The organism is Streptomyces tremellae, assembly GCF_039540215.1.
GTDB classification, from domain to species: domain Bacteria; phylum Actinomycetota; class Actinomycetes; order Streptomycetales; family Streptomycetaceae; genus Streptomyces; species Streptomyces tremellae.
On sequence record NZ_BAABEP010000036.1, the window covers coordinates 1 to 22,360 of the forward strand.

Here is a 22,360-nt window from a genome sequence, read left to right on the forward strand (position 1 = left end):
CAAGGAGTTGGGATCGCACGTTGTCTTCCTAAGACCGCTTGGCCTCCGACTTGAGGGCGCGGACGGCGGGCCTGAGGAGGCGGAGGAGGCCGGCGGCGCGGAGGAGGCCTGCGGGGCGGGAGGCGCGGGCGGGGCCGCCGGGTCCTGCCGGCCGGCGGGGGCCGGCGCGCTCGCCTGGGGCGGCGCGGCCACCGCGTCGTCGTCCACCGAGACGCCGAAGTCGGTGGCGATCCCGGCCAGCCCGTCCGCGTACCCCTGGCCCACGGCGCGCACCTTCCACGCGCCGCCCCGCCGGTAGAGCTCCACGACGAGCAGCGCGGTCTCCGCGCCGAGGCGCGGCGGGGTGAACGCGCCGACGACGGCCCCGTCGTCGGTGCTCCGGACCGTCGCGGTGGGCTCCGTGCCCTGGAAGGTCGCACCCGCCGCGTCCGGGCTCGCCGTCACGACGATCTTCTCGATGTCCGCGGGCACGGCCGCCGTGTCGACGACGACCGCGTCGGGTCCCGAGCCGCCGCCCGAGCGGTAGGTGACACCGGGGCCCGCGGGCTGGTTGTAGAAGATGAAGTCGTCGTCGGAGCGGACCTTGCCCGCGGCCGTGAGCAGCAGTGCCGACACGTCGAGCCGGACGGGCGCCGCGACGTCCACCGTCACGCGGGTGGTCGGGAGCGGGAGGTTCGAGCCCGGGGTCATCTCAGTCATGCCAGGCGTAACGAGCGGCCCGGCTTTGCCGTTCCCTTACTTTTCAGCGGGGCCACAGGGGCGGGTTCGACACCCAGTGACCGCCGAGCCCCGCGTGGTCGGGCTCGTCGGGGCGCAGCTCCCCCTGTTCCGCGATGAGCTTCGCCGCGTACGGCTCCGAGTCGTCCTGCGGCTCGTAGCCGAGGGCCCGCGCGCTCGACAGGTCCCACCACAGGCGGGTGTTGGCCGAGGAGCCGTAGACGACGGTGTGGCCGACGCCCTGGGCGGTGAGGGCCGCGTGGAAGAGGCGGGCGCCGTCGGCGGGGCTCATCCACAGGGAGAGCATGCGCACGGTGGTCGGTTCGGGGAAGCAGGAGCCGATGCGGACGGAGACGGTCTCGATGCCGTGCTTGTCCCAGTAGAGCTGCGCCAGGTCCTCGCCGAAGCACTTGGAAAGCCCGTAGAAGGTGTCGGGGCGGCGCGGGGTGTCGACGGGTACCAGGGGCTCGCCCCCGGCGGGGCGCGGGGTGTAGCCGACGGCGTGGTTGCTCGACGCGTAGACGATCCGCCCGACGCCCTCGGCACGCGCCGCCTCGTAGAGGTTGTACGTGCCCTCGACGTTGGCGCGGAGGATCTTCTCGAAGGTGGACTCCAGGGAGATCCCGGCGAGGTGGAGTACCGCGTCCACGCCGCGCACGGCCTCGCGCAGCGCGCCGGTGTCGGCGAGGTCCGCGGTGATCGCGTCCGGCTCCCCCTCGACGGGGACGGCGTCGAAGAGGCGCAGCTCGTAGCCGTGTGCGGGCAGCAGCCCGCGCATCAGGGTGCCGAGGCCGCCGGCCGCGCCGGTGAGCAGGACGGTACGAGGTGCGGGCATGGCGGTCACTCAGCTCCGTAAACGTCGTTCATATGCGTGATCGAGCGGTTCCCGCTCAACCTAGGGAGGCCGCGCGGGGGGCGTCAAGGGGGGCCGGTCGCGGGCGCCCGGCGGGGCGCGCCACCACCCCGTTCCCCCTCTTCCCATACGGGAATATCGTGAATCGGGCCGGGCCGGCGCACCGCACGCCCGGGGCGCGACGGAACGCGAGATCGGGCGACACCCGGCTTGACCGGGGCGGAGGGGGCCCATTAGCGTGGGAGTGTTCAGAAATATAGACACAAATCACAGACGTGCACAGAGCAGCAGGGAGCATTCCGTGACCTCAGCCGCCCCGCTCACCGACCGCCTCACCCGCGGGGAGGGGCCGCTGTTCTTCCCCGTCACCGCGTACGGCCCGGACGGCGGTCCCGGCCTGGCCACCTACCGCGAGCACGTCGCCGCGGGCGTCGAGGCGGGCGCGGCGGCCGTCTTCGCCTGCTGCGGCACCGGCGAGTTCCACGCCCTCACGCCCGAGGAGTTCCGCGCGTACGTCGCCGCCGCCGTCGAGGCCACCGCCGGGCGCGTGCCCGTCGTCGCGGGCGCCGGATACGGCACCGCGCTCGCGGTCCAGTACGCGCGCATCGCGCAGGAGGCGGGCGCGGAGGGGCTGCTCGCCATGCCGCCGTACCTGGTCGTCGCCGGCCAGGAGGGCCTGCTGCGGCACTACACCGCGCTCGCCGCGGCCACGGAGCTGCCGGTCATCGTGTACCAGCGGGACAACGCCGTCTTCACGCCCGAGACCGTGGTGGAACTCGCCCGGACCGAGAACATCGTCGGCCTCAAGGACGGCGTGGGCGACCTCGACCTGATGCAGCGCATCGTCAGCGCCGTGCGCAGCGCGGAACCAGGCCGGGACTTCCTCTACTTCAACGGCCTGCCCACCGCGGAGCTGACCGGTCTCGCCTACCGCGGCATCGGCATCACGCTCTACTCGTCGGCCGTGTTCTGCTTCGCGCCGGAGATCGCCGTCGCCTTCCACCGGGCGCTGAACACCGGCGACGACGCCACCGTGAACCGCCTGCTCGACGGCTTCTACCGGCCGCTCGTCGAACTGCGCGCCAAAGGCCGCGGCTACGCGGTCTCACTGGTCAAGGCGGGCGTGCGGATGCGCGGTCTGGACGTCGGCGAGGTGCGCAGCCCGCTGTCCGAGCCGCAGCCCGCCCACCTCAAGGAGCTGACGGAGATCGTGGAGCACGGCCTCGCGCTCGTCGCCCGGACGCAGGGCGAGGACGCATGAGGGCGTCCGCGTTCCTCTACCCGTGGGACGTGCGGGGCGACGCGGCGGCCCCCGGGCGCGTCGCGGACCTCGGCGTCCAGCAGGCCACACTGGCCTCCGCGTACCACTCGACGCGGGCCGTCACCCCGCGCCACCCGCACCACAGGATCGTCACGGCGGAGCACGCGGCGGTGCTCTACCCGCCGTCCGAAAAGCGCTGGGCCGGCCGGGAGCTGCGGCCCTACGCGGCGGGCGGGTGGGCGCGCGGTGACGCCTTCGGCGAGGCCGCCTCCGCGCTCGCCGACGCGGGCCTCGCCGTGCACAGCTGGGTGGTGCTCGCGCACAACTCCCGCCTCGGCGCCGAGCACCCGGAGACCTCCGTGGTCAACGCGTACGGCGACCGCTACCCGTGGGCGCCGTGCATCGCACGCCCCGAGGTGGCCGCGTACCTGACCGACCTGGCGGTCGAGGCGGCCGTGCGCCCGGGCGCCACGGGCACCGAGCTGGAGTCCTGCGGCTGGTACGGGCTCGCGCACCTGCACGCGCACGACAAGACCGCCGGATTCGCCGCGGGCGAGACCGAGCAGTACCTGATGTCCGTCTGCTTCTGCGGCGTCTGCCGCGAGGGCCTCGCGGAGCACGGGGACGGTGTGACGCCCGAGGAGGTCCGCGCCGCACTCGCGGACAGCGCCCCGGACGCCGGCGGCGCGCTGCGGCGCAGGACCATGGGGTGGCGCGGCCGCGTGGCCCGCGCCTTCCAGGAGCGGGTGGTGGCCGCGGTGCGCGCGGCGGCGCCCGCCGGCTTCCGGATCCTGCTGCACGCCGACCCGCACCCGCACCGCACCGGCGCCAACACCGGGGTCGACGCGGCGCACATCGCGAAGGTCGCGGACGGCGTCGTCGTCCCGTGCGCGGGCGGCCCCCAGGGCGTGCTCGAACCGTTCGCCGCGGCGGGTGCCGGGGTGGTCGCCGCCAACTTCACCGTGGTCGGCGGCATGGGCGGCAGCCCCGCCACCCTCGCCGCCGACGCGTCGCGGGCCCGCGCGCTCGGCGCCACCGAACTGCGCCTGTACCACGCGGGCCTCGCCTCCACGGCCGACCTGGCGGCCGTACGGGAGGCCCTGCGCGCGCTGTGAGGCGGCCCCGGAAGGGGCGATCGCGCGCCCGCCGGCGCCATGCGGCCCAGGCGTGCTCCACAGGACGCGGAAGGTGGCGGGCTCCCGGCCGGTCAGTTCGGCCGGCGTCGGGTCGACGGACGTGAACTCGCCGTTCCGCGCCGCCGCGAAGATGCTCTGCATCAGGTCGGCGACCGGCGCGGGGACACCGTGCGCCAGGGCCTGCTCGCGGAAGGCGCCGTCCGTGACGGCGGTGCGGGTGAAGGGCCTCCCGGTGGCCCGGGACGCGATCCCGGCCACCGCGTCGAAGTCGAGCGCCGCCGGGCCGGTGAGCGGCGGGGTGGGCCCCTCGAACCGCCCCTCGTCGGCGAGGATCGCCGCGGTGGCCTCAGCCAGGTCGTCGTGGCCCGTCCAGGCGACCGGGCCGTCCACGGGGAGGGCGATGTCACCGGTGCGGCGGGCGGACTTCAGGAACTCCAGTGCGCCGGCGGCGTAGAAGCCGTTGCGCAGAGCGGTCCAGGACACGCAAGCGCGCGCAGTTCGACCACGCGCCGGAAGACCCCGCGGAGGAGCTGCGCCGCGCCTGGGACGCGGTCGTGGGGTTCGGGACCTCGCGCCCCGAACTGTTCGCGGTGATGAACCGGGCCATCGGCCGGGTACCGGACTTGGCACACCGCACGGGCCTGGAGATGCTCCGCGGCCGGGCGCGCCGGCTGGCGGCCGGAGGGAGGCTCCGGGTCGATGAGGAGCCGGCGGCCCAGATCATCCAGGCCACCGGCCAGGGCGCGGTCATCACCTGGAACTCGACCCCGCAGGGACGGCGCAGTCCGGCGCTGCTCACCGTTCTCCGCGAGTCCATGGTCGCCGCCGTCACCCGCGCGCAACCGGCCCGTCCCCGCCGCGGAGTCAGGGCCCGCCCCGGCGGCCCGCGCCCTGCGCGCCGCCCTCCCGGACGATGCCGACGTCCTGAGCGGCGCCGAGCAGCTCCTGCTGCGCGAGTGGCTCAGCCGCCCGGCGGCGGACGGCGGCGCGGCACACGCCTGATCCCGCGTCAGGCGCCCTCGTTCAGGTCGAGCCTCCCCGGGAGCGGCCGTTCGACGGCGCGGCCCGCCGTCGACGACGCCCGGCACGACCCGCCCGGCTCGGCGGGGTCACGCCTCGCCGCGGGAACGGCTGCGGAACGCGGCCTTCCTGGCCTCCTTCGCGAGGGCCCGGTCCGGGTGGAGCCTGCCGATCGCCTCCAGCACGTCGGCGGTCGCCGGGTGGTCCACCCGCCACGCCTCGTCGAAGAAGCCGGCATGCCTGCCGACGAGTCCCTCGACCAGCTCCCGGAGTTCGTCGGGTTCACCCTCCGCGTCGAGCTGGGCCGCGATCGTGTCGACGGTCAGCCAGAACACCAGCTCGGGTGAGGGCGGCGGCACCGGGGTGCCCGTGCCGAGCTCCGCGAGCCAGACCCGCGCGAGGCCGCCGAGCTCCGGGTCGTCGAGCACACCGCGCACCGCGGGCTCCGCGGCGGGGCCGATCAGCGCGAGCGCCTGCTGGCAGTTGAGGCGGCGCAGCGGTGCGCCGGCGTCCCTGCCGTGCGCGGCCTCCAGCAGGGCGGCGGCCGCCTGCCCGGCCCCGCGGCCCGCGAGCCACTGCTCGGTCTCCTCGCGCGCCGCCCACTCCGGGTAGCCCGCGATGCCGTCGAGCAGGCCGCGCGCATCCCGGTCCGCGAGGTCGCCGACCCGGGGCGCCGCCATGCCCGCGTCCATCAGCCGGGCCCTGAGCCCGTACAGGCCGAGCGGGGTCAGCGTGACCAGGCCGTAGCGCGCCACGTCGTCCTCGCTCAGCGGCGCCTCCTGCTCGCCGGCGGGCGCGTCGGCGTCCGCCATCAGGGCCGCGTCGACCGGGGTGTAGGCGACGAGGCCGACCGGTTCGAGCACCTGGAACTGGTCGTCGAGCCTGACCATCGCGTCGGAGACCTGCTCCAGGACGTCGTCGGTCGGCTCGTCCATGTCGTCGGGCACGATCACCGACGCGGCGAGCGCGGGCAGCGGCACGGGAGCGGCCGCCCTGCCGGTCGCCGTGTCGTCCCTGACGGTCAGCTGGTAGAGGTTGCCGAGCACGCCGTCGAGGAACTCGGCCTCCGCCTCCGGGTCGAGGTCGAGGGCGTCGAAGTCGAAGCCGCCGTCCTCCTGGAAGGCGGCGGACGTGGCGTCCAGCACCGGCGCTGCCGCGTCCACGAGGGCCACGTCGAGCAGGTCGAGCCAGTAGGCGAGGACGTCCTTGGGGCTGCCCGAGGTGACCGCCTTCAGCTGCTCGCCCGGCAGGACGCGGCCCGCACCGCCCCCGCCGTCCCCACTGTCCTCGTCCTCTGCGGGCCCGGCACCGCGCGCCACCTCCACGAGGCCGGTGTCGAGCGCGGCGCGCCAGGCGTCGGCCGCGTCGTCCTCGCCCGTCTCCCCCGTCAGCCCGAGCACCTCGGCGGCGGACGCGAGCTCGTCGGCCACGAGCTCGCCCTCCGCGTCGACCCGGGTCCCGGGGCCGGCCCAGCGCGCGAGCCGCACCGCGCGGCCGACCAGCGGCGCGGCGAGCGCGTCCCGCGCGAGCTCGGCCTCCGAGGGCAGCCGCACCGGCGGCAGGGTCATGCGGTCTGCGGGCACGGACATCTGACGGCTCACTCCTCGGTGGACGGCTGCGCGCCGCAGCGTCGGCGGTCGGCGACCCCAGCGTAACCGCGCCGGACTCCCGGGCCGCACCGCTCGCCGCCCGCGGCGCCCGCCCCCGCGGGCGCGGGCGCCGCGGTGGTTCATCCCGGCGACAACCCCCGTACACCCAGGCACTCTTGACACGCCCGACACCGACAGACGAGATTGACGCGCGTAGAAATCGACGAAGTCCACGCCCCCGCTTCCGCCGGCGCCTGCCAGTTTCGGAGTCTGTGATGGTCTCTTCCCTGCCGAGAACGGCCGCCGTGCCGGCCCTCGTCGCCCTCGCCCTCGCGGGCGGGCTCATCGTGACCGCGGGGCCCGCGTCGGCCGCCGGGGTACGCATCCACGGCATCCAGGGCACCACGAGGATCTCGCCGCTCGTCGGGTCGCCTGTCGCCGACGTGCCCGGCGTCGTCACCGGCGTACGGGCCTACGGCAGCTCGAAGGGGTTCTGGTTCCAGGACCCGGAGCCGGACGACGACCCGGCCACCAGCGAGGGCCTGTTCGTCTACACCGGCTCCGACCCGGCGGTCGCGGTGGGCGACAGCGTCACGGTGTCGGGCACCGTCAGCGAGTTCGTGCCCGGCGGCGCCGCCTCGGGCGAGCAGTCGGAGACCGAGCTGACATCCCCCGAGGTGACGGTCGTCTCGTCGGGCAACGCACTGCCCGCCCCCGTGAAGATCACCGCCAGGTCCGTCCCCGCCGCGTACGCTCCTACGGGCACCGCCGCGACCGGCGGCTCGGTCAACGGCCTGAAGCTGAAGCCCCGGCAGTACGCGCTCGACTACTTCGAGTCGCTCGAGGGCATGAACGTCAGCGTCTCCGACACCCGCGTCGTGGGCGCGAGCGACCAGTACGGCGAGCTGTGGGTGACGGTGAAGCCGTCGGAGGACGCCGACCGGCGTGGCGGCACGGTCTACGGCTCGTACGACGAGCAGAACACCGGCCGGGTGCAGATCCAGCAGCAGGCGTCCACGGCGCAGAGCCCCTTCCCCGCGGCGAACGTGGGCGACCGGCTCAAGGGCACCACCGAGGGCCCCCTCGACTTCAACCAGTTCGGCGGCTACACCATCGTCGCGGGGCGGCTCGGCACCGTCGTCGACAAGGGCCTGCGGCGCGAGGTGACGGCGAAGCAGAAGAAGGACCAGCTCGCCGTCGCCACGTACAACGTGGAGAACCTCGCACCCACCGACCCGCAGTCGAAGTTCGACTCGCTGGCGTCCGCCGTCGTCACCAACCTGTCCTCGCCCGACATCGTGTCGCTTGAGGAGATCCAGGACGACAGCGGCGCGAAGGACGACGGGACCGTCTCCGCGGCCGGGACCGTGCGGAAGTTCGTCGACGCGATCGCCGCGCACGGCGGCCCCGCGTACGCCTGGCGCTCCGTCGACCCGGAGAACGACAAGGACGGCGGCCAGCCCGGCGGCAACATCCGCAACGTCTTCCTCTACAACCCCGCCCGGGTCTCCTTCGAGGACCGCGGCACCGCGGACGCCACCACCGGGACGCGGGTCGTCTCCGCGCAGGGCGGGCCCGACCTGACGCTCTCCCCCGGCCGCCTCGACCCGGGCAACCCCGCCTGGCAGGACAGCCGCAAGCCGCTCGTCGGCGAGTTCACCTTCCGCGGCAAGCGGGTCTTCGTGGTGTCGAACCACTTCGTCTCGAAGGGCGGCGACGAGTCGCTCACCTCGCAGCACCAGCCGCCGACGCGCTCCTCGGAGGCGCAGCGGCAGGAGCAGGCGAAGGCCGTCAACTCCTTCGTCAGGGACATCCGCGCGGTACGGAAGAACGCGGACGTGGTGGTGCTCGGCGACCTCAACGACTTCCAGTTCTCCGGCACGCTCGCGGCCCTGACCAAGGGCGGCGTGCTCCACGACGACATCGACACGCTGCCGGTGCCCGAGCGCTACTCGTACGTCTACAACGGCAACACGCAGACGCTCGACCACATCCTGACCACGCCGTCGATCACGGACTTCCGGTACGACAGCGTGCACATCAACGCGGAGTTCGCCCGGCAGGACAGCGACCACGACCCGCAGGTGCTGCGCCTGCGCCCGTGAGGCGCGCGCGGCGCGCGCGGGGGCGCGGGAGCCAGCCGTGTGCCCCCGCGCCCCCGCCGCGCCCGACCCGCCGCTGCCGCCGTCAGTTGTGCGCGTGCAGCACGTCGTTGAGGCCGCCCCAGGCCGCGTTGTTCGGGCGGGCCTCGACCCGGCCCGTCTCCGAGTTGCGGCGGAAGAGGATGTTGCTCGCGCCGGACAGCTCGCGCGCCTTGACGACCTGGCCGTCGGGGAGCGTGACCCGGGTGCCGGCCGTGACGTACAGGCCCGCCTCGACCACGCACTCGTCGCCGAGGGCGATGCCGACGCCGGCCTCGGCCCCGATGAGGCAGCGCTCGCCGATCACGATGCGCTCGGTGCCGCCGCCGGAGAGCGTGCCCATGGTGGAGGCGCCGCCGCCGATGTCGGAGCCGTCACCGAGCACGACGCCCTGCGAGATCCGGCCCTCGACCATGGACGTGCCGAGCGTGCCCGCGTTGAAGTTGACGAAGCCCTCGTGCATCACGGTCGTGCCGGCGGCGAGGTGGGCTCCGAGCCTGACCCGGTCCGCGTCGGCGATCCGCACGCCCTGGGGCGCCACGTAGTCCGTCATGCGGGGGAACTTGTCGACGGAGGTCACCTGGAGGTGCAGGCCGTCCGCGCGGGCGTTGAGCCGCACGGTCTCCAGGCTGTCCACGGGGACCGGGCCGAGCGAGGTCCAGGCCACGTTGGCGAGCAGGCCGAAGATGCCGTCGAGGCTCTGGCCGTGCGGGGGGACGAGCCGGTGGCTGAGCAGGTGCAGCCGCAGGTAGGCGTCGTGTGCGTCGAGCGGCTTCTCGTCCAGCGAGGAGATGACCGTACGCACGGCCACGACCTCCACACCGCGGCGCGGGTCGGGGCCCGCGGCGCGCCGGGCGGCGTCGCCGAGCAGTTCGGCCGCGCGCTCGGCGGAGAGGCGCTCGGTGCCCGCGGGGCCCGGCTCTGCCACGAGCTCGGGGGCGGGGAACCAGGTGTCGAGTACGGTGCCGTCTGCGGCGACGGTGGCGAGGCCCGCGGCGGCCGCGCCTGAGGGGCGGGAGGTCGTATCGGTCATACCGAAAACCTATCCGCAGCGGCGCGCCCGGGGCCAACCGCCCCGGTCCGCCGGGGCCGCTCAGCCCAGTCGGTTGGCGTCGGCCCCGCAGCCGTGGCCGCGGTGCTCGTCGTCCTCGGCGCGCGGCAGGGGCCTGTGCCCCTCGGAGTGGTGGTTGACCCAGCCGCAGACGCCGCAGCTGTAGCGGCCGTCGAGCCCCGCGATGAGCGTGCCGCACTGGCGGCACTCGGCGTAGGTGATCTCGGGGGCCGTGCCGGGGCCGGCGGGGCTGCCCTGCGGCTCGGCCTCAGGCGGTACGGGCGTGTTCACACGGGCCAACCTACCCGTCCCCGCCCGGTGCCGCGGCGCCCTCGCGCGGCCCGCTGCCGCCGCCGAGCAGCACCCTCCCGAACATCTCGCGCGCGTACGCCTCGTCGTAGGTGTCGCCGGTCAGCAGCACCTGGAGGCAGATGCCGTCGAGGAGGGCGACCAGGGCACGGGCGGTCGTCGGGTCGGTGTGCGCGGAGAGGATCTCCGAGACGGCGTCGGTCCACTCGGCGGCGACGGGGCGCAGGGCGGGCCTGCGCAGGGCCGCGAGGTAGAGCTCGTACTCCAGCTCCACCCCGGTGCGCTCGCCCGCGAGCCACTCGCCGGTGAGCCGGGCGAGTGTGGTGGCGACGTCCGCGCCGGGGCCCGCGAGGCGCCCGCCGTCCCCGATCAGCGCGGCGAAGCCCTCGTTGGCCTGGCGCAGCGCCGCGATCAGCAGCTCGTCGAGCGAGGCGAAGTGGTACGTGGTCGAGCCGAGCGGCACGTCCGCCTCGGCCGCCACGGTGCGGTGGCTGAGCCCCGCGATGCCGGAGCGGCCGACGACCCGGATGGCGGCGTCGATGATCCGCCCGCGCCTGTCGGGGTCGTAGCGGCGCGTCATGAGTGGCTTCCGCCGAGGTTGAGCAGCACGACCCCGACGATAACGAGGGCGATGCCCGCGAGCCGCGCGGGGCTCACGGACTCGTGCAGGAACAGCATGCCGATCACGGCGATGACGGCCGTGCCCGCACCGGCCCAGATCGCGTAGGCGGTCCCCACGGACAGCGTCCTGAGCGTCTGCGAGAGCAGGGCGTACGAGAGCACGTATCCGCAGAGCGTGACGAGCGAGGGCCACAGCCGGGTGAAGCCCTCGCTGAACTTCATGGCGGTGGTGGCGGCGATCTCCGCCGCGATGGCTCCCGAGAGGAGCAGATATCCCATGCGTACGAGCGTACACAGCACTGTGTACGACCGTACACAGTCCCTCGGCGAGCGCGGCCGGCCCGGTCAGGCCGTGGGCCCGGTGTCCTCGCCGGGGCGGGGAGCGGTGGCGGGGGGCGAGTCGTACTCGGCGGTGCCGCCGTCGAGCAGCGGGGGCTGGGGGGTCCCCGCGGTCTTCGAGAGCCAGCGCAGGCCGTGGTACGCGGTGAGCACGACCAGCGTGCCGAGGGCGATGCCGCTCAGCTCGAAGTCGCCGGTGATCTTCAGCGAGACGCCGCCGACGCCGATGATGACGCCCGCGGCGGCCGGGACCAGGTTGAGGGGCTGGGCGAAGTCGACCTTGTTGCGGATCCAGATCTGCGCGCCGAGCAGCCCGATCATGCCGTAGAGGATGACGGTGATGCCGCCGAGCACCCCGCCGGGGATCGCGGCGACGACCGCGCCGAACTTCGGGCAGAGCCCGAACAGCAGCGCGAAGCAGGCGGCGGCCCAGTAGGCGGCCGTCGAGTAGACCCGGGTCGCGGCCATGACGCCGATGTTCTCCGCGTACGTCGTGGTGGCGGGCCCGCCGAAGGCGGTGGAGAGCACGGTGGCCGCGCCGTCCGCGACGATCGCGGTGCCCATCACGTCGTCGAGCGGGTCGCCCGTCATCTCGCCGACGGCCTTGACGTGCCCGGTGTTCTCGGCGAGCAGCGCGACGAGCACCGGAAGCGCGACCAGGATCGCGGAACCGGTGAAGTGCGGGGCGTGGACGTGCGGCAGGCCGATCCAGTGGGCCGAGCCGACACCGGAGAAGTCGACGCGCCAGTGGTCGACGACCTTGCCCGAGCCGTCCGCCGCGTGGATGCGGCCCGCGGTGCGGTCGAGCACCCAGGACAGCACGTATCCGAAGACCAGCCCGAGGAAGATCGCGACACGGGACCAGAAGCCGCGCAGCACGACCAGGGCGAGGCCGGTGAAGGCCATGGTCGCGAGGGCCGTCCACTGGTCCTGCGGCCAGTACGTGCCGGCCGTGACGGGCGCCAGGTTGAAGCCGATCAGCATGACGACCGCGCCGGTCACGGGCGGCGGCAGCACCGCGTGGATGATCCGCGCGCCGAGCACCTGCACGGCGACGCCGCACCCCGCGAGGCAGGCACCGACCACGAGCATCGCGCCGGTGAGGGTGCCGGCGTCGCCGCCCTGGCCGGCGATGGCGGCGGAGACGCCGACGAAGGAGAGCGAGGAGCCGAGGTAGCTCGGCACCCGCCCGCGGGTCGCGAGCAGGAACAGCGCGGTGGCCACCCCCGACGCCATCAGGGCGAGGCTGGGGTCGAGGCCCATCAGGACGGGCGCGACGAAGCACGCGCCGATCATGGACACCACGTGCTGGGCGCCGAGGCCGACCGTGCGGCCCCAGGAGAGCCGCTCCCCCGGCCTGACCACGTCCCCGGGTCCCAGGTGCTTGCCGTCGCCGTGCAGCTTCCACCCGAAGCCCGCCATGGCCGTTCTCCCGCTTCGTCGCTCTCGCCTGCGTCGCCGCTTCCGGCGGAGCCGCGCCGCTCCGCCACCGGTCGAACAGCTGAACAGCTCATTTAAAGCGGAACATCAGCGCGCGGCCAAACCGGACGGGCCCGGGACACCGGAAGGGGCGGAGAAACGGAGAAAACACGAACGGCCCCGTGGCCGGCCCTCGCAGGGGCCGGCCACGGGGCCGTGCGGCGCCGCCCGGTGCGGGCGCGGTCAGACGTTGAAGCCGAGCGCCCGCAGCTGCTCGCGGCCGTCGTCCGTGATCTTCTCCGGGCCCCACGGCGGCATCCAGACCCAGTTGATCCTGAGCTCGTTGACGATGCCGTCGGTGGCCGCCTTCGCCTGGTCCTCGATCACGTCGGTCAGCGGGCAGGCCGCGGACGTCAACGTCATGTCCAGGGTGACGGTGTTGTCGTCGTCGATGTGCATCCCGTAGATGAGGCCGAGGTTGACGACGTCGATGCCCAGCTCGGGGTCGACGACGTCGTACAGCGCCTCGCGGACCTCGTCCTCCGAGGCCGGCTTCATCAGGGTCTCGTTCTCGCTCATGCCGTCTCCTTGTGCGGGCTCTCGCCCAGGGCCTGGGCCGTCGCGTCCTTCCAGGCCATCCAGCTCAGCAGGGCGCACTTCACACGGGCGGGGTACTTGGAGACGCCGGCGAACGCGACCGCGTCCTCCAGCACCTCCTCCATGGCGTCGTCGGGCTCGACCTGTCCCCTGGACTGCATCAGCTCCAGGAACGTGGCCTGGATCTTCTGCGCCTCCGCGAGGTCCTTGCCGACCAGCAGGTCGTTCAGCACCGAGGCGCTGGCCTGGCTGATGGAGCAGCCCTGGCCCTCGTAGCTGACGTCGGCGACGGTCGAGCCCTCGTAGCGCACGCGCAGCGTGATCTCGTCGCCGCACGTGGGGTTGACGTGGTGCACCTCGGCGTCGCCGTCCCGCAGACCACGCCCGTGCGGGTGCTTGTAGTGGTCCAGGATGACGTCCTGGTACATCGAATCCAGTTTCACGACTCGGCCCTGTCCCTATCCGAAGAAGTCACGGACGTGCTCCAGGCCGTCGACCAAGGCGTCCACCTCGGCCGGGGTGGAGTACAGATAGAACGACGCCCTGGTGGTCGCGGGAATTCCGTACCTGAGGCAGACGGGCCGCGCGCAGTGGTGGCCGACGCGCACGGCGACGCCCTGCTCGTCCAGCACCTGCCCCACGTCGTGCGGGTGGATGTCGCCCAGGGTGAAGGAGATCGCCGCGCCCCGCTCCTCGGCCGTGGTGGGTCCGATGATGCGCAGGTCGGGGACCTGGAGCAGACGCTCGACCGCATATGCGGTGAGGGCCTTCTCGTGTGCGAGCACCCTCTCCATGCCGATGGCGGAGAGGTAGTCCACCGCCGCGCCGAGGCCCACGGCCTCGGCGATCGGGGGCGTGCCCGCCTCGAACTTGTGCGGTGCGGGGGCGTAGGTGGACGAGTGCATCGACACGGTCTCGATCATCTCGCCGCCGCCGAGGAACGGCGGCAGGTCCTCCAGCAGCTCCTGGCGGCCCCACAGCACACCGATGCCGGTGGGGCCGAGCATCTTGTGGCCGGTGAAGGCGACGAAGTCGGCCTGCAGCGCCTGCACGTCGAGCGGCATGTGCGGGGCGGCCTGCGAGGCGTCGATCATGACGAGCGCGCCGACCTGCTGCGCCCTGCGGACGATCTCCTCGACCGGGTTGTGCGTGCCGAGGATGTTGGAGACCAGCACGAAGGAGACGATCTTCGTCTTCTCCGTGATGACCTCCTCGATGTTCGACAGGTCGAGGCGGCCTTCGTCGGTGAGGCCGAACCACTTCAGCTTCGCGCCGGTGCGCTGCGCGAGCAGCTGCCACGGGACGATGTTGGAGTGGTGCTCCATCTCCGTGATGACGATCTCGGTGTCGCTGTCGACGCGGTACGGCTCGTCGGCCCAGCCCAGCATGTTGGCGACCAGGTTCAGCGACTCGGAGGCGTTCTTGGTGAAGATGACCTCGTCGCGGCTCGGGGCGTTGACGAACGACGCGATCTTGTCGCGCGCGCCCTCGTAGAGCGCCGTGGCCTCCTCGGCGAGCACGTGCACGCCGCGGTGGACGTTGGCGTTGTGGCGCTCGTAGTACTCGGTCATCGTGTCGAGGACCTGGCGCGGCGTCTGGGACGTCGCGGCGTTGTCCAGGTACACGAGCCTGCGGTCGTCGTGGACCAGTCGGCCGAGGACGGGGAAGTCCTTGCGGATCGCCTCCGTGTCCAGCAGGCCGTGCGGTTCCCGCGTCTGTGTCACGCCGTCGCGCCTCCCTTCACATATGCCTCGTAGCCCTCGTTCTCCAGCTTGTCGGCGAGCTCGGCGCCGCCGGACTCGGCGATGCGGCCCTGCGCGAAGACGTGCACGAAGTCGGGCTTGATGTAGCGCAGGATGCGCGTGTAGTGGGTGATCAGCAGCGTGCCGACCGTGCCGGTGTCGCGGACGCGGTTGACGCCCTCGGAGACGATGCGCAGGGCGTCCACGTCGAGGCCCGAGTCGGTCTCGTCGAGGATCGCGATGTGCGGCTTGAGCAGTTCGAGCTGGAGGATCTCGTGGCGCTTCTTCTCGCCGCCCGAGAAGCCCTCGTTGACGTTGCGCTCGGCGAAGGCGGGGTCGATCTGGAGGTTCTCCATGGTCTCCCGCACCTCCTTGACCCAGGTGCGCAGCTTGGGGGCCTCGCCGCGCACGGCGGTGGCCGAGGTGCGCAGGAAGTTGGAGACGGACACGCCGGGGACCTCGACCGGGTACTGCATGGCGAGGAAGAGGCCGGCGCGGGCCCGCTCGTCCACGGTCATCGCGAGGACGTCCTCGCCGTCGAGGGTGACGGTGCCGCCGGTGACCGTGTACTTGGGGTGGCCCGCGAGGGAGTAGGCGAGCGTCGACTTGCCGGAGCCGTTGGGGCCCATGATGGCGTGCGTCTCGCCCTGCTTGACGGTCAGGTCGACACCCTTGAGGATCTCGCGGGGGCCGCCCTCCGCCTCGACGGTGACGTGCAGGTCGTTGATTTCGAGCGTTGCCATGGGTGCCTCAGGACTCCTGGGTGACGGAGACGAGCACATCGTCCCCTTGGATCTGTACGGGGTATACGGGGACGGGGCGCGTCGCGGGCAGTCCGGACGGCTTGCCGGTGCGCAGGTCGAAGCTGGAGCCGTGCAGCCAGCACTCGATCTGGCAGTCCTCCACCTCGCCCTCCGAGAGGGAGACGTTCGCGTGCGAGCAGATGTCGTTGATCGCGAACACCTCGCCCTCGGTGCGGACGACGGCGACGGGGGTGCCTGAGAGCTCGATCCGTTTGGGGGTGTCCTCTTCGAGCTCGCTCAGGGCGCAGACGCGGGCGAAGGCCATCAGACGGATGCCTCCAGCTCCGCCTCGATCTTCGCGATGAGCCGCTCCTCGACGTCCGGCAGGCCGATCTGCTGGACGAGTTCCGCGAAGAAGCCGCGGACGACGAGGCGGCGCGCCTCGGTCTCCGGGATGCCGCGGGCCATCAGGTAGAACAGCTGCTCGTCGTCGAACCTGCCGGTGGCGGAGGCGTGTCCGGCGCCGGCGATCTCACCCGTCTCGATCTCCAGGTTGGGCACGGAGTCGACGCGGGCGCCGTCGGTGAGGACGAGGTTGCGGTTCATCTCGTAGGTGTCGGTGCCCTCGGCCGCCGCCCTGATCAGCACGTCGCCGATCCACACCGCGTGCGCGTCGTCGCCCTGGAGCGCGCCCTTGTAGGTCGCGTTGGACTTGCAGTGCGGGGTGTTGTGGTCGACGAGGAGGCGGTGCTCCTGGTGCTGGCCGCGGTCGGTGAAGTACAGGCCGAGCAGCTCGGCCTCGCCGCCGGGGCCCGCGTACTCGACGCGGGGGTGCAGCCGCACCAGGTCGCCGCCGAAGGTGACGACGACGGACTTGAACGACGCGTCGCGGCCGACGCGCGCGTTGTGCTGCGCGACGTGCACGGCGGTGTCGTCCCAGTCCTGCACGGACACGACGGTCAGCTTGGCGCCGTCGCCGACGAGGAAGTCGACGTTGGCCGCGACGACCGCGTCCCCGCTGTGGTCGAGGACGACGACGGCCTCGGCGAAGGCCCCGAGCTCGATCACCTGGTGGCTGAAGGCGGTCCCGCCCTGCCCGTGCACGGCGATCCTGATGGGCTCGGTGAGGACGGTCTCCTTGGGGACCGTCACCACGGACGCCTTCTCGAAGGAGGAGTACGCCTGCGCGGCCACGCGGTCGGCGGGCACACCCGCCCGGCCCACGCGGGGGTCGTCGCGGCCCACGGTCTCCTGCGTGACGCCCTCGGGCGCGGTCAGGTCCACCCGGATGCGGCCGTCGGCGACCGCGGTGCCGTCGTGCAGCCCGCGCAGGCGCTCCAGCGGGGTGAACCGCCACTCCTCCTCGCGGCCGTGCGGCACGGGGAAGTCGCCGACGTCGTAGGAGGGCGGCGCGCTCATGCGCGTGGCCACGGTGGACTCGGCCGCCACCGCGATGGCACCGGTGGTCGTGGAGCCCGCGGGTGCGGGGGAATTCTGGGCCTCAGCCATGGCTGTCGTCGTGTTCTCTCTGTCTGTCACTGGTGCTGTCTCGGGGCGGGGGCGGGGGCCGTCAGCCGACCGCGCCCTCCATCTGCAGCTCGATCAGCCGGTTGAGCTCCAGCGCGTACTCCATGGGGAGTTCCTTGGCGATCGGCTCGACGAAGCCGCGCACGATCATCGCCATCGCCTCGAACTCGGAGAGGCCGCGGCTCATCAGGTAGAACAGCTGGTCCTCCGAGACCTTGGAGACGGTGGCCTCGTGGCCCATCGACACGTCGTCCTCGCGCACGTCCACGTAGGGGTACGTGTCGGAGCGCGAGACCGTGTCGACGAGGAGCGCGTCGCACAGCACGTTGGACTTGGAGCCCTCGGCGCCCTCGCCGATCTCGATCAGGCCGCGGTAGGAGGTGCGGCCGCCGCCGCGCGCCACCGACTTGGAGACGATGTTGGAGGACGTGTGGGGCGCCATGTGCACCATCTTGGCGCCGGCGTCCTGGTGCTGCCCCTCGCCCGCGAAGGCGATGGAGAGGGTCTCGCCCTTGGCGTGCTCGCCCATCAGGTAGACGGCCGGGTACTTCATCGTGACCTTGGATCCGATGTTGCCGTCGACCCACTCCATGGTCGCGCCCTCGTACGCCACGGCGCGCTTGGTGACCAGGTTGTAGACGTTGTTCGACCAGTTCTGGATCGTCGTGTAGCGGCAGCGGCCGCCCTTCTTGACGATGATCTCCACGACGGCGCTGTGCAGCGAGTCGGAGGAGTAGATCGGCGCGGTGCAGCCCTCGACGTAGTGGACGTAGGCGTCCTCGTCGACGATGATCAGCGTCCGCTCGAACTGGCCCATGTTCTCCGTGTTGATACGGAAGTAAGCCTGGAGCGGGATGTCGACGTGCACGCCCTTCGGCACGTAGATGAAGGAGCCGCCGGACCACACGGCCGTGTTCAGCGACGCGAACTTGTTGTCGCCGACCGGGATGACCGTGCCGAAGTACTCCTTGAACAGCTCGGGGTGCTCCCTGAGGGCCGTGTCGGTGTCCTGGAAGATGACGCCCTGCGACTCCAGGTCCTCGCGGATCTGGTGGTAGACCACCTCGGACTCGTACTGCGCGGCGACGCCCGCGACGAGGCGCTGCTTCTCCGCCTCGGGGATGCCGAGCTTGTCGTAGGTGTTCTTGATGTCCTCGGGCAGCTCCTCCCAGGACTCGGCCTGCTTCTCGGTGGAGCGCACGAAGTACTTGATGTTGTCGAAGTCGATGCCCGACAGGTCGGAACCCCAGCTGGGCATGGGCTTCTTGCCGAACAGCCGCAGGCCCTTGAGGCGCAGCTTCAGCATCCACTCGGGCTCGTTCTTCTTCGCCGAGATGTCGCGGACGACCTCTTCCGAGAGGCCTCGCTTGGCGGCGGCACCCGCGGTGTCGGGGTCGGCCCAGCCGAATTCGTAGTTACCCAGGCCTTCGAGTTCGGGATGGGCGGTATCCGTGGGGAGCGTCATGCGGGGTTCCTCCCGGCTGTGCTGTCAGTGGTGGGGTCGGTGCGGGGGGCGGCGCCGTGGGGCGTCCGCGGTACGAAGGTCGTGCACACGCCGTCCCCGTGGGCGATGGTCGCGAGCCGCTGCACGTGCGTGCCGAGGAGCTGGGAGAAAGCCTCCGTCTCGGCCTCACAGAGCTGCGGGAACTGCTCCGCCACGTGCGCGACGGGGCAGTGGTGCTGGCAGAGCTGCTCGCCCTGGCCGTTCGGCGCGGCGCGGGTGGTGGCCGCGAAGCCGTCGGCGCTGAGCGCCTCGGCGAGCGCCGCGGCGCGGGTGCCGGGGGGCGCGGCCTCGACGGGGGCGCGGTACGCCTCCATCTGGGCGGCGAGCCTGGCGCGGGCGAACGCCGCGACGGCGGCCTCGCCCGCCTCGCCGCCGCCCGCGGCGGCGGCGATCCAGCGGAGCGCGTCGGCGGCGAGCTTGTCGTAGGACTGGTCGAAGGCGTCCCTGCCGCAGTCGGTGAGGGCGAAGACCTTCGCGGGGCGGCCGCGGCCGCGCGAGCCGTAGACCCGCTTCTCGCGGGGCTCGACCACGCTCTCGGCGGCCAGCGCGTCGAGGTGGCGGCGCACGGCGGCGGCGGTCAGGCCGAGGCGGTCGGCGAGCTCGGCCACCGTGGAGGGGCCGTGGTCCAGGATGGACCGCGCGACGCGGTTGCGGGTCGAGTGCTCACCGGTCGCCAGGTCGTCCTGCGGGGTCCCCTTGGGGGCCTCCCGAGTCTCGCCGACGTTTTTCACAACGCCATTGTTGCGTAATTCCGAGCACAGTGACAACCACGGTCCGCGACGATCGACGGTGCCCTACATCACTTAGGGTAACCTAACCAAGGGGGCGGGTCCCCGGTGGTCCCGGCCCCCGGAAGCGCTGCCTAGACTTCCGCCATGCACAGCGACTCCCCCGACACCACAGGCGGCGGCCCGGATCCCGTCGTGTCGATCCGGGGCCTGGTCAAGCGCTACGGGACCAAGACCGCCGTGGACGGCCTCGACCTGCTGGTGCGCGCGGGCACGGTGACCGCGGTGCTCGGACCGAACGGCGCGGGCAAGACCACCACCGTCGAGATCTGCGAGGGCTACCGCAGACCCGACGCGGGCAGCGTACGCGTCCTCGGCCTCGACCCGGTCGCCGACGCGGCGGCGCTGCGCCCCCGCGTCGGCGTGATGCTCCAGTCGGGCGGGGTGTACTCCGGCGCGCGCGCCGAGGAGATGCTGCGCCACATGGCGCGCCTGTACGCCAACCCGCTGGACGTGGACGCGCTGATCGAGCGCCTCGGCCTCGGCTCCTGCGGCCGTACGGCCTACCGGCGGCTCTCCGGCGGCCAGCAGCAGCGGCTCGCGCTCGCGCTCGCCGTCGTCGGCCGCCCCGAGCTCGTCTTCCTCGACGAGCCCACCGCCGGCCTCGACCCGCAGGCACGCCACGCCACCTGGGACCTGCTGCGGGAGCTGCGCGCCGACGGCGTCAGCACCGTGCTGACCACGCACTTCATGGACGAGGCCGAGAGCCTCTCGGACGACGTGGTGATCGTCGACGCCGGGCGTGTCGTCGCGCAGGGCGACCCCGAGGAGCTGTGCAGGGGCGGCGCGGAGAACACCCTGCGCTTCACCGGCCGCCCCGGGCTCGACCTCGGCTCGCTGCTGAAGGCCCTGCCGGACGGCACGGGCGCCGCGGAGCTGACGCCTGGCGCGTACCGGATCACCGGCACGGTCGACCCGCAGCTGCTCGCGACCGTCACCTCCTGGTGCGCGCAGCACGGCGTGCTGCCGGACGGCATCTCCGTGGAGCGGCACACGCTGGAGGACGTCTTCCTCGAACTGACCGGCAAGGAGCTGCGCCGATGACCGCCACCACCGGCCCCGCGGGTACGGGCACGGGCTCGGGCACGGGCGCCCACGCACCGGCGCCCGGCGCGGCGCCGCTCGTCCGGATGATCGCCGCGCAGACCGCGTTCGAGACCAAGCTGCTGCTGCGCAACGGCGAGCAGCTGCTGCTCACGGTGGTCATCCCCTCGCTGCTGCTTGTGCTGTTCTCCACGGTCGATGTCGTGGACACCGGCAGCGGCAGGTCCGTGGACTTCCTCGCCCCCGGCGTCCTCGCGCTCGCCGTGATGTCCACCGCCTTCACCGGGCAGGCCATCGCGACGGGCTTCGACCGGCGCTACGGCGTGCTCAAGCGGCTCGGCGCCTCGCCGCTGCCGCGCTGGGGTCTGATGGCCGCGAAGACGCTGTGCGTGCTGGTCACGGAGATCCTCCAGGTGGCACTGCTCACGGTCATCGCGCTGCTGCTCGGCTGGTCGCCGCACGGGGACCCGGCCGCCGTGGCGCTCCTGCTCCTGCTCGGCACGGCCGCGTTCTCCGGGCTCGGGCTGCTGATGGCGGGCACGCTCAAGGCCGAGGTGACGCTCGCTGCCGCCAACCTGGTCTTCATCCTGCTGCTGGTCGCGGGCGGGGTGGTCGTGCCGCTCGACAAGTTCCCCGACGCGGCGCGCGAGGTGCTCCAGCTGCTGCCGATCGCCGCGCTCTCCGGCGGGCTGCGGGACGTGCTCCAGCACGGCGCCTCGATGCCCTGGGGCGACCTCGGCGTCCTCGCCGCGTGGACGGTCGCGGGGCTCGGCGCGGCCGGCGCCCTCTTCCGCTGGGAGTGACCCGCGCGGCCCCCTCGTGCGGTCGGGCTCTCCGCGGAGCACCCCTCGTGAAAACGCGCACAAGCGGGCGCCTACGATGAGGCCCATGCCGAACGTCACCCGGGCGGCCGTGGCCGAAGCGGCCCGCAACCCCCTGGCCTTCCTCGCCGCGCGCTGGACGCCCTCCCCCCGCCTGGTCCGCTGGTCGCTGCTCGCGGCGGTGGTGATGAGCGTGGTCATCGTGGTCACCGGCGGCGCGGTCCGCCTGACGAGCTCGGGGCTCGGCTGCCCCACGTGGCCCAAGTGCTCGGACGCCAGCCTGACGGCGACGCCCACGCTCGGCGTGCACGGCGCGATCGAGTTCAGCAACCGGATGCTGACCGACGTGCTCTGCGTCGTCGTCGGCTGGGCGATCGTCGTGGCCCGCTGCGCCGAGCCCCGCAGGCGCAGCGTCACCCGGCTCGCCTGGTCGCAGTTCTGGCTGGTCGTGGCGAACGCGGTGCTCGGCGGCATCACCGTGCTGGTGAAGCTCAACCCCTGGACCGTCGCGGGCCACCTGCTGCTCGCCATGGTCTTCGTCACCGTCACCACCCTGGCCTGGCTGCGCTCCCGCGAGGGCGACCTGCCCGCCCGGCCGCGCGCCCCGCTGCCGCTGCGCCGCCTGACGGCGTGGATGGTCGCCGCGACGGCCGCGCTGATCGCCGCGGGCACCGTCACCACCGGCTCCGGCATCCACGCGGGCGACAGCAGCAAGGTGCCGCGGATGCCGTTCGACTGGCTGGACACGGTGTACGTGCACGGCGGCCTCGCCTGCCTCGTCGTCGCGATGTCCGCCGCCGTCTGGATCGGCCTGCACGTCGTGGACGCGCCGCGCGACACCCGTGCGCTGGCCCGCAACTTCCTCTTCGTCCTGCTGGCACAGGGCGTCGTCGGTGTCGTGCAGTCCGCGACCGGCGTGCCCGAGACGCTCGTCGCCGTGCACATGCTGGGCGTCTGCGCCGTGTGGATCGGCGTCCTGCGCGTCGCGGTGAGCCTGCGCGAGCGCCCGGTCACGGCGCCGGGCCTCCCGGCGCAGACCGAGCCGCCGCTCGCCGCCACGGTCTGACCGCGGCCGCCGCCCGCCGTACGGCCGACGGCCCGGTCCCTCCCCCGCGGGGGTGGGACCGGGCCGTCGTGC

The 22,360-nt window shown here is 73.0% G+C and carries 22 protein-coding genes and 1 pseudogene; 8 read left to right on the forward strand and 15 right to left on the reverse strand.

Annotated features, from left to right (window positions below; translation table 11 throughout):
- Positions 1-742: 742 nt before the first annotated feature.
- Positions 743-1,552 carry an NAD-dependent epimerase/dehydratase family protein gene (locus ABEA77_RS22310; protein ID WP_345650453.1) on the reverse strand — a complete coding sequence of 270 codons (810 nt, stop codon included), beginning with the start codon at positions 1,550-1,552 and terminating at the stop codon, positions 743-745.
- A 319-nt stretch (positions 1,553-1,871) separates the two neighbouring features.
- On the opposite strand from ABEA77_RS22310, the gene ABEA77_RS22315 reads away from it, so the two are divergent.
- The 4 genes and pseudogenes from ABEA77_RS22315 to ABEA77_RS22330 form a co-directional block, all read left to right on the forward strand.
- A complete protein-coding gene (locus ABEA77_RS22315; protein WP_345650455.1) occupies positions 1,872-2,831 on the forward strand; it encodes a 5-dehydro-4-deoxyglucarate dehydratase in 960 nt (319 codons plus the stop codon).
- A complete protein-coding gene (locus ABEA77_RS22320) occupies positions 2,828-3,946 on the forward strand; it encodes a hypothetical protein (protein ID WP_345650458.1) in 1,119 nt (372 codons plus the stop codon). Before ABEA77_RS22315 ends, ABEA77_RS22320 begins: the two co-directional genes overlap by 4 nt.
- A 121-nt stretch (positions 3,947-4,067) precedes the next feature.
- Positions 4,068-4,421, forward strand: coding sequence for a hypothetical protein (locus ABEA77_RS22325; RefSeq protein WP_345650461.1), 354 nt, complete (start codon positions 4,068-4,070; stop codon positions 4,419-4,421).
- A gap of 28 nt (positions 4,422-4,449) precedes the next feature.
- A pseudogene (locus tag ABEA77_RS22330) lies at positions 4,450-4,969 on the forward strand (TetR family transcriptional regulator); the annotation flags it as partial.
- A 107-nt stretch (positions 4,970-5,076) separates the two neighbouring features.
- Here the strand turns inward: ABEA77_RS22330 and ABEA77_RS22335 are convergent.
- A complete protein-coding gene (locus tag ABEA77_RS22335) occupies positions 5,077-6,570 on the reverse strand; it encodes a hypothetical protein (protein ID WP_345650592.1) in 1,494 nt (497 codons plus the stop codon).
- Between the two features lie 281 nt (positions 6,571-6,851).
- Here ABEA77_RS22335 and ABEA77_RS22340 point away from each other — a divergent pair, with 281 nt between their 5' ends.
- Entirely contained in the window at positions 6,852-8,681 is a 1,830-nt protein-coding gene (locus ABEA77_RS22340) for an endonuclease/exonuclease/phosphatase family protein (protein ID WP_345650464.1), read from the forward strand.
- Positions 8,682-8,763: 82 nt separating this feature from the next.
- Here the strand turns inward: ABEA77_RS22340 and dapD are convergent, their stop codons facing one another.
- From dapD to ABEA77_RS22405, 13 genes are all read right to left on the reverse strand, one after another.
- A complete protein-coding gene (gene dapD / locus ABEA77_RS22345) occupies positions 8,764-9,750 on the reverse strand; it encodes a 2,3,4,5-tetrahydropyridine-2,6-dicarboxylate N-succinyltransferase (RefSeq protein WP_345650466.1) in 987 nt (328 codons plus the stop codon).
- 60 nt (positions 9,751-9,810) lie between these two features.
- The gene (locus ABEA77_RS22350) at positions 9,811-10,059 is read right to left on the reverse strand and encodes a hypothetical protein (protein ID WP_345650469.1); all 249 of its coding nucleotides are present in this window, start codon (positions 10,057-10,059) and stop codon (positions 9,811-9,813) included.
- 10 nt (positions 10,060-10,069) lie between these two features.
- Complete coding sequence (locus ABEA77_RS22355; protein WP_345650472.1) at positions 10,070-10,657, reverse strand: TetR/AcrR family transcriptional regulator; 588 nt, start codon at positions 10,655-10,657, stop codon at positions 10,070-10,072.
- Positions 10,654-10,977 (reverse strand): DMT family transporter, encoded by a 324-nt coding sequence (locus ABEA77_RS22360; protein WP_345650474.1) that lies wholly within the window; start codon positions 10,975-10,977, stop codon positions 10,654-10,656. The genes ABEA77_RS22355 and ABEA77_RS22360 overlap by 4 nt, the downstream gene beginning before the upstream one ends.
- Positions 10,978-11,043: 66 nt before the next feature.
- On the reverse strand, positions 11,044-12,459 hold the full coding sequence (locus ABEA77_RS22365; RefSeq protein ID WP_345650475.1) for a uracil-xanthine permease family protein: 1,416 nt from the start codon (positions 12,457-12,459) through the stop codon (positions 11,044-11,046).
- Between the two features lie 240 nt (positions 12,460-12,699).
- Entirely contained in the window at positions 12,700-13,035 is a 336-nt protein-coding gene (locus ABEA77_RS22370; RefSeq protein ID WP_345650478.1) for a metal-sulfur cluster assembly factor, read from the reverse strand.
- Complete coding sequence (gene sufU / locus ABEA77_RS22375; protein WP_345650480.1) at positions 13,032-13,496, reverse strand: Fe-S cluster assembly sulfur transfer protein SufU; 465 nt, start codon at positions 13,494-13,496, stop codon at positions 13,032-13,034. The genes ABEA77_RS22370 and sufU overlap by 4 nt, the downstream gene beginning before the upstream one ends.
- Positions 13,497-13,511: 15 nt before the next feature.
- Positions 13,512-14,777, reverse strand: coding sequence for a cysteine desulfurase (locus ABEA77_RS22380; RefSeq protein ID WP_345650483.1), 1,266 nt, complete (start codon positions 14,775-14,777; stop codon positions 13,512-13,514).
- Positions 14,774-15,538 (reverse strand): Fe-S cluster assembly ATPase SufC, encoded by a 765-nt coding sequence (gene sufC / locus ABEA77_RS22385; protein WP_345650486.1) that lies wholly within the window; start codon positions 15,536-15,538, stop codon positions 14,774-14,776. The genes ABEA77_RS22380 and sufC overlap by 4 nt, the downstream gene beginning before the upstream one ends.
- Before the next feature lie 7 nt (positions 15,539-15,545).
- The gene (locus tag ABEA77_RS22390) at positions 15,546-15,863 is read right to left on the reverse strand and encodes a bifunctional 3-phenylpropionate/cinnamic acid dioxygenase ferredoxin subunit (RefSeq protein WP_345650489.1); all 318 of its coding nucleotides are present in this window, start codon (positions 15,861-15,863) and stop codon (positions 15,546-15,548) included.
- The gene (gene sufD, locus ABEA77_RS22395) at positions 15,863-17,047 is read right to left on the reverse strand and encodes a Fe-S cluster assembly protein SufD (protein ID WP_345650492.1); all 1,185 of its coding nucleotides are present in this window, start codon (positions 17,045-17,047) and stop codon (positions 15,863-15,865) included. The genes ABEA77_RS22390 and sufD overlap by 1 nt, the downstream gene beginning before the upstream one ends.
- A 61-nt stretch (positions 17,048-17,108) precedes the next feature.
- Entirely contained in the window at positions 17,109-18,530 is a 1,422-nt protein-coding gene (gene sufB / locus ABEA77_RS22400; RefSeq protein WP_345650494.1) for a Fe-S cluster assembly protein SufB, read from the reverse strand.
- Complete coding sequence (locus ABEA77_RS22405; protein ID WP_345650496.1) at positions 18,527-19,300, reverse strand: helix-turn-helix transcriptional regulator; 774 nt, start codon at positions 19,298-19,300, stop codon at positions 18,527-18,529. The genes sufB and ABEA77_RS22405 overlap by 4 nt, the downstream gene beginning before the upstream one ends.
- A gap of 144 nt (positions 19,301-19,444) precedes the next feature.
- Between ABEA77_RS22405 and ABEA77_RS22410 the strand changes: the two genes are divergently transcribed.
- From ABEA77_RS22410 to ABEA77_RS22420, 3 genes are all read left to right on the forward strand, one after another.
- Positions 19,445-20,401, forward strand: coding sequence for an ABC transporter ATP-binding protein (locus ABEA77_RS22410; RefSeq protein WP_345650499.1), 957 nt, complete (start codon positions 19,445-19,447; stop codon positions 20,399-20,401).
- Positions 20,398-21,204, forward strand: a complete 807-nt coding sequence (locus ABEA77_RS22415; RefSeq protein WP_345650501.1) for an ABC transporter permease — start codon at positions 20,398-20,400, stop codon at positions 21,202-21,204. The genes ABEA77_RS22410 and ABEA77_RS22415 overlap by 4 nt, the downstream gene beginning before the upstream one ends.
- A gap of 76 nt (positions 21,205-21,280) precedes the next feature.
- Positions 21,281-22,288, forward strand: a complete 1,008-nt coding sequence (locus ABEA77_RS22420) for a COX15/CtaA family protein (protein WP_425588361.1) — start codon at positions 21,281-21,283, stop codon at positions 22,286-22,288.
- Positions 22,289-22,360: the final 72 nt, after the last annotated feature.

Excerpts from the sequence above, each read along its gene's own strand:
- ABEA77_RS22320 (WP_345650458.1), top strand. The coding sequence starts at position 2,828 with ATGAGGGCGTCCGCGTTCCTCTACCCGTGGGACGTGCGGGGCGACGCG.
- ABEA77_RS22310 (WP_345650453.1), bottom strand. The coding sequence starts at position 1,552 with ATGCCCGCACCTCGTACCGTCCTGCTCACCGGCGCGGCCGGCGGCCTC.
- ABEA77_RS22340 (WP_345650464.1), top strand. The coding sequence starts at position 6,852 with ATGGTCTCTTCCCTGCCGAGAACGGCCGCCGTGCCGGCCCTCGTCGCC.
- dapD (WP_345650466.1), bottom strand. The coding sequence starts at position 9,750 with ATGACCGATACGACCTCCCGCCCCTCAGGCGCGGCCGCCGCGGGCCTC.
- ABEA77_RS22365 (WP_345650475.1), bottom strand. The coding sequence starts at position 12,459 with ATGGCGGGCTTCGGGTGGAAGCTGCACGGCGACGGCAAGCACCTGGGA.
- ABEA77_RS22390 (WP_345650489.1), bottom strand. The coding sequence starts at position 15,863 with ATGGCCTTCGCCCGCGTCTGCGCCCTGAGCGAGCTCGAAGAGGACACC.
- ABEA77_RS22355 (WP_345650472.1), bottom strand. The coding sequence starts at position 10,657 with ATGACGCGCCGCTACGACCCCGACAGGCGCGGGCGGATCATCGACGCC.
- ABEA77_RS22370 (WP_345650478.1), bottom strand. The coding sequence starts at position 13,035 with ATGAGCGAGAACGAGACCCTGATGAAGCCGGCCTCGGAGGACGAGGTC.
- ABEA77_RS22360 (WP_345650474.1), bottom strand. The coding sequence starts at position 10,977 with ATGGGATATCTGCTCCTCTCGGGAGCCATCGCGGCGGAGATCGCCGCC.
- ABEA77_RS22410 (WP_345650499.1), top strand. The coding sequence starts at position 19,445 with ATGCACAGCGACTCCCCCGACACCACAGGCGGCGGCCCGGATCCCGTC.
- sufC (WP_345650486.1), bottom strand. The coding sequence starts at position 15,538 with ATGGCAACGCTCGAAATCAACGACCTGCACGTCACCGTCGAGGCGGAG.
- ABEA77_RS22415 (WP_345650501.1), top strand. The coding sequence starts at position 20,398 with ATGACCGCCACCACCGGCCCCGCGGGTACGGGCACGGGCTCGGGCACG.
- sufD (WP_345650492.1), bottom strand. The coding sequence starts at position 17,047 with ATGGCTGAGGCCCAGAATTCCCCCGCACCCGCGGGCTCCACGACCACC.
- sufB (WP_345650494.1), bottom strand. The coding sequence starts at position 18,530 with ATGACGCTCCCCACGGATACCGCCCATCCCGAACTCGAAGGCCTGGGT.
- ABEA77_RS22420 (WP_425588361.1), top strand. The coding sequence starts at position 21,281 with ATGAGGCCCATGCCGAACGTCACCCGGGCGGCCGTGGCCGAAGCGGCC.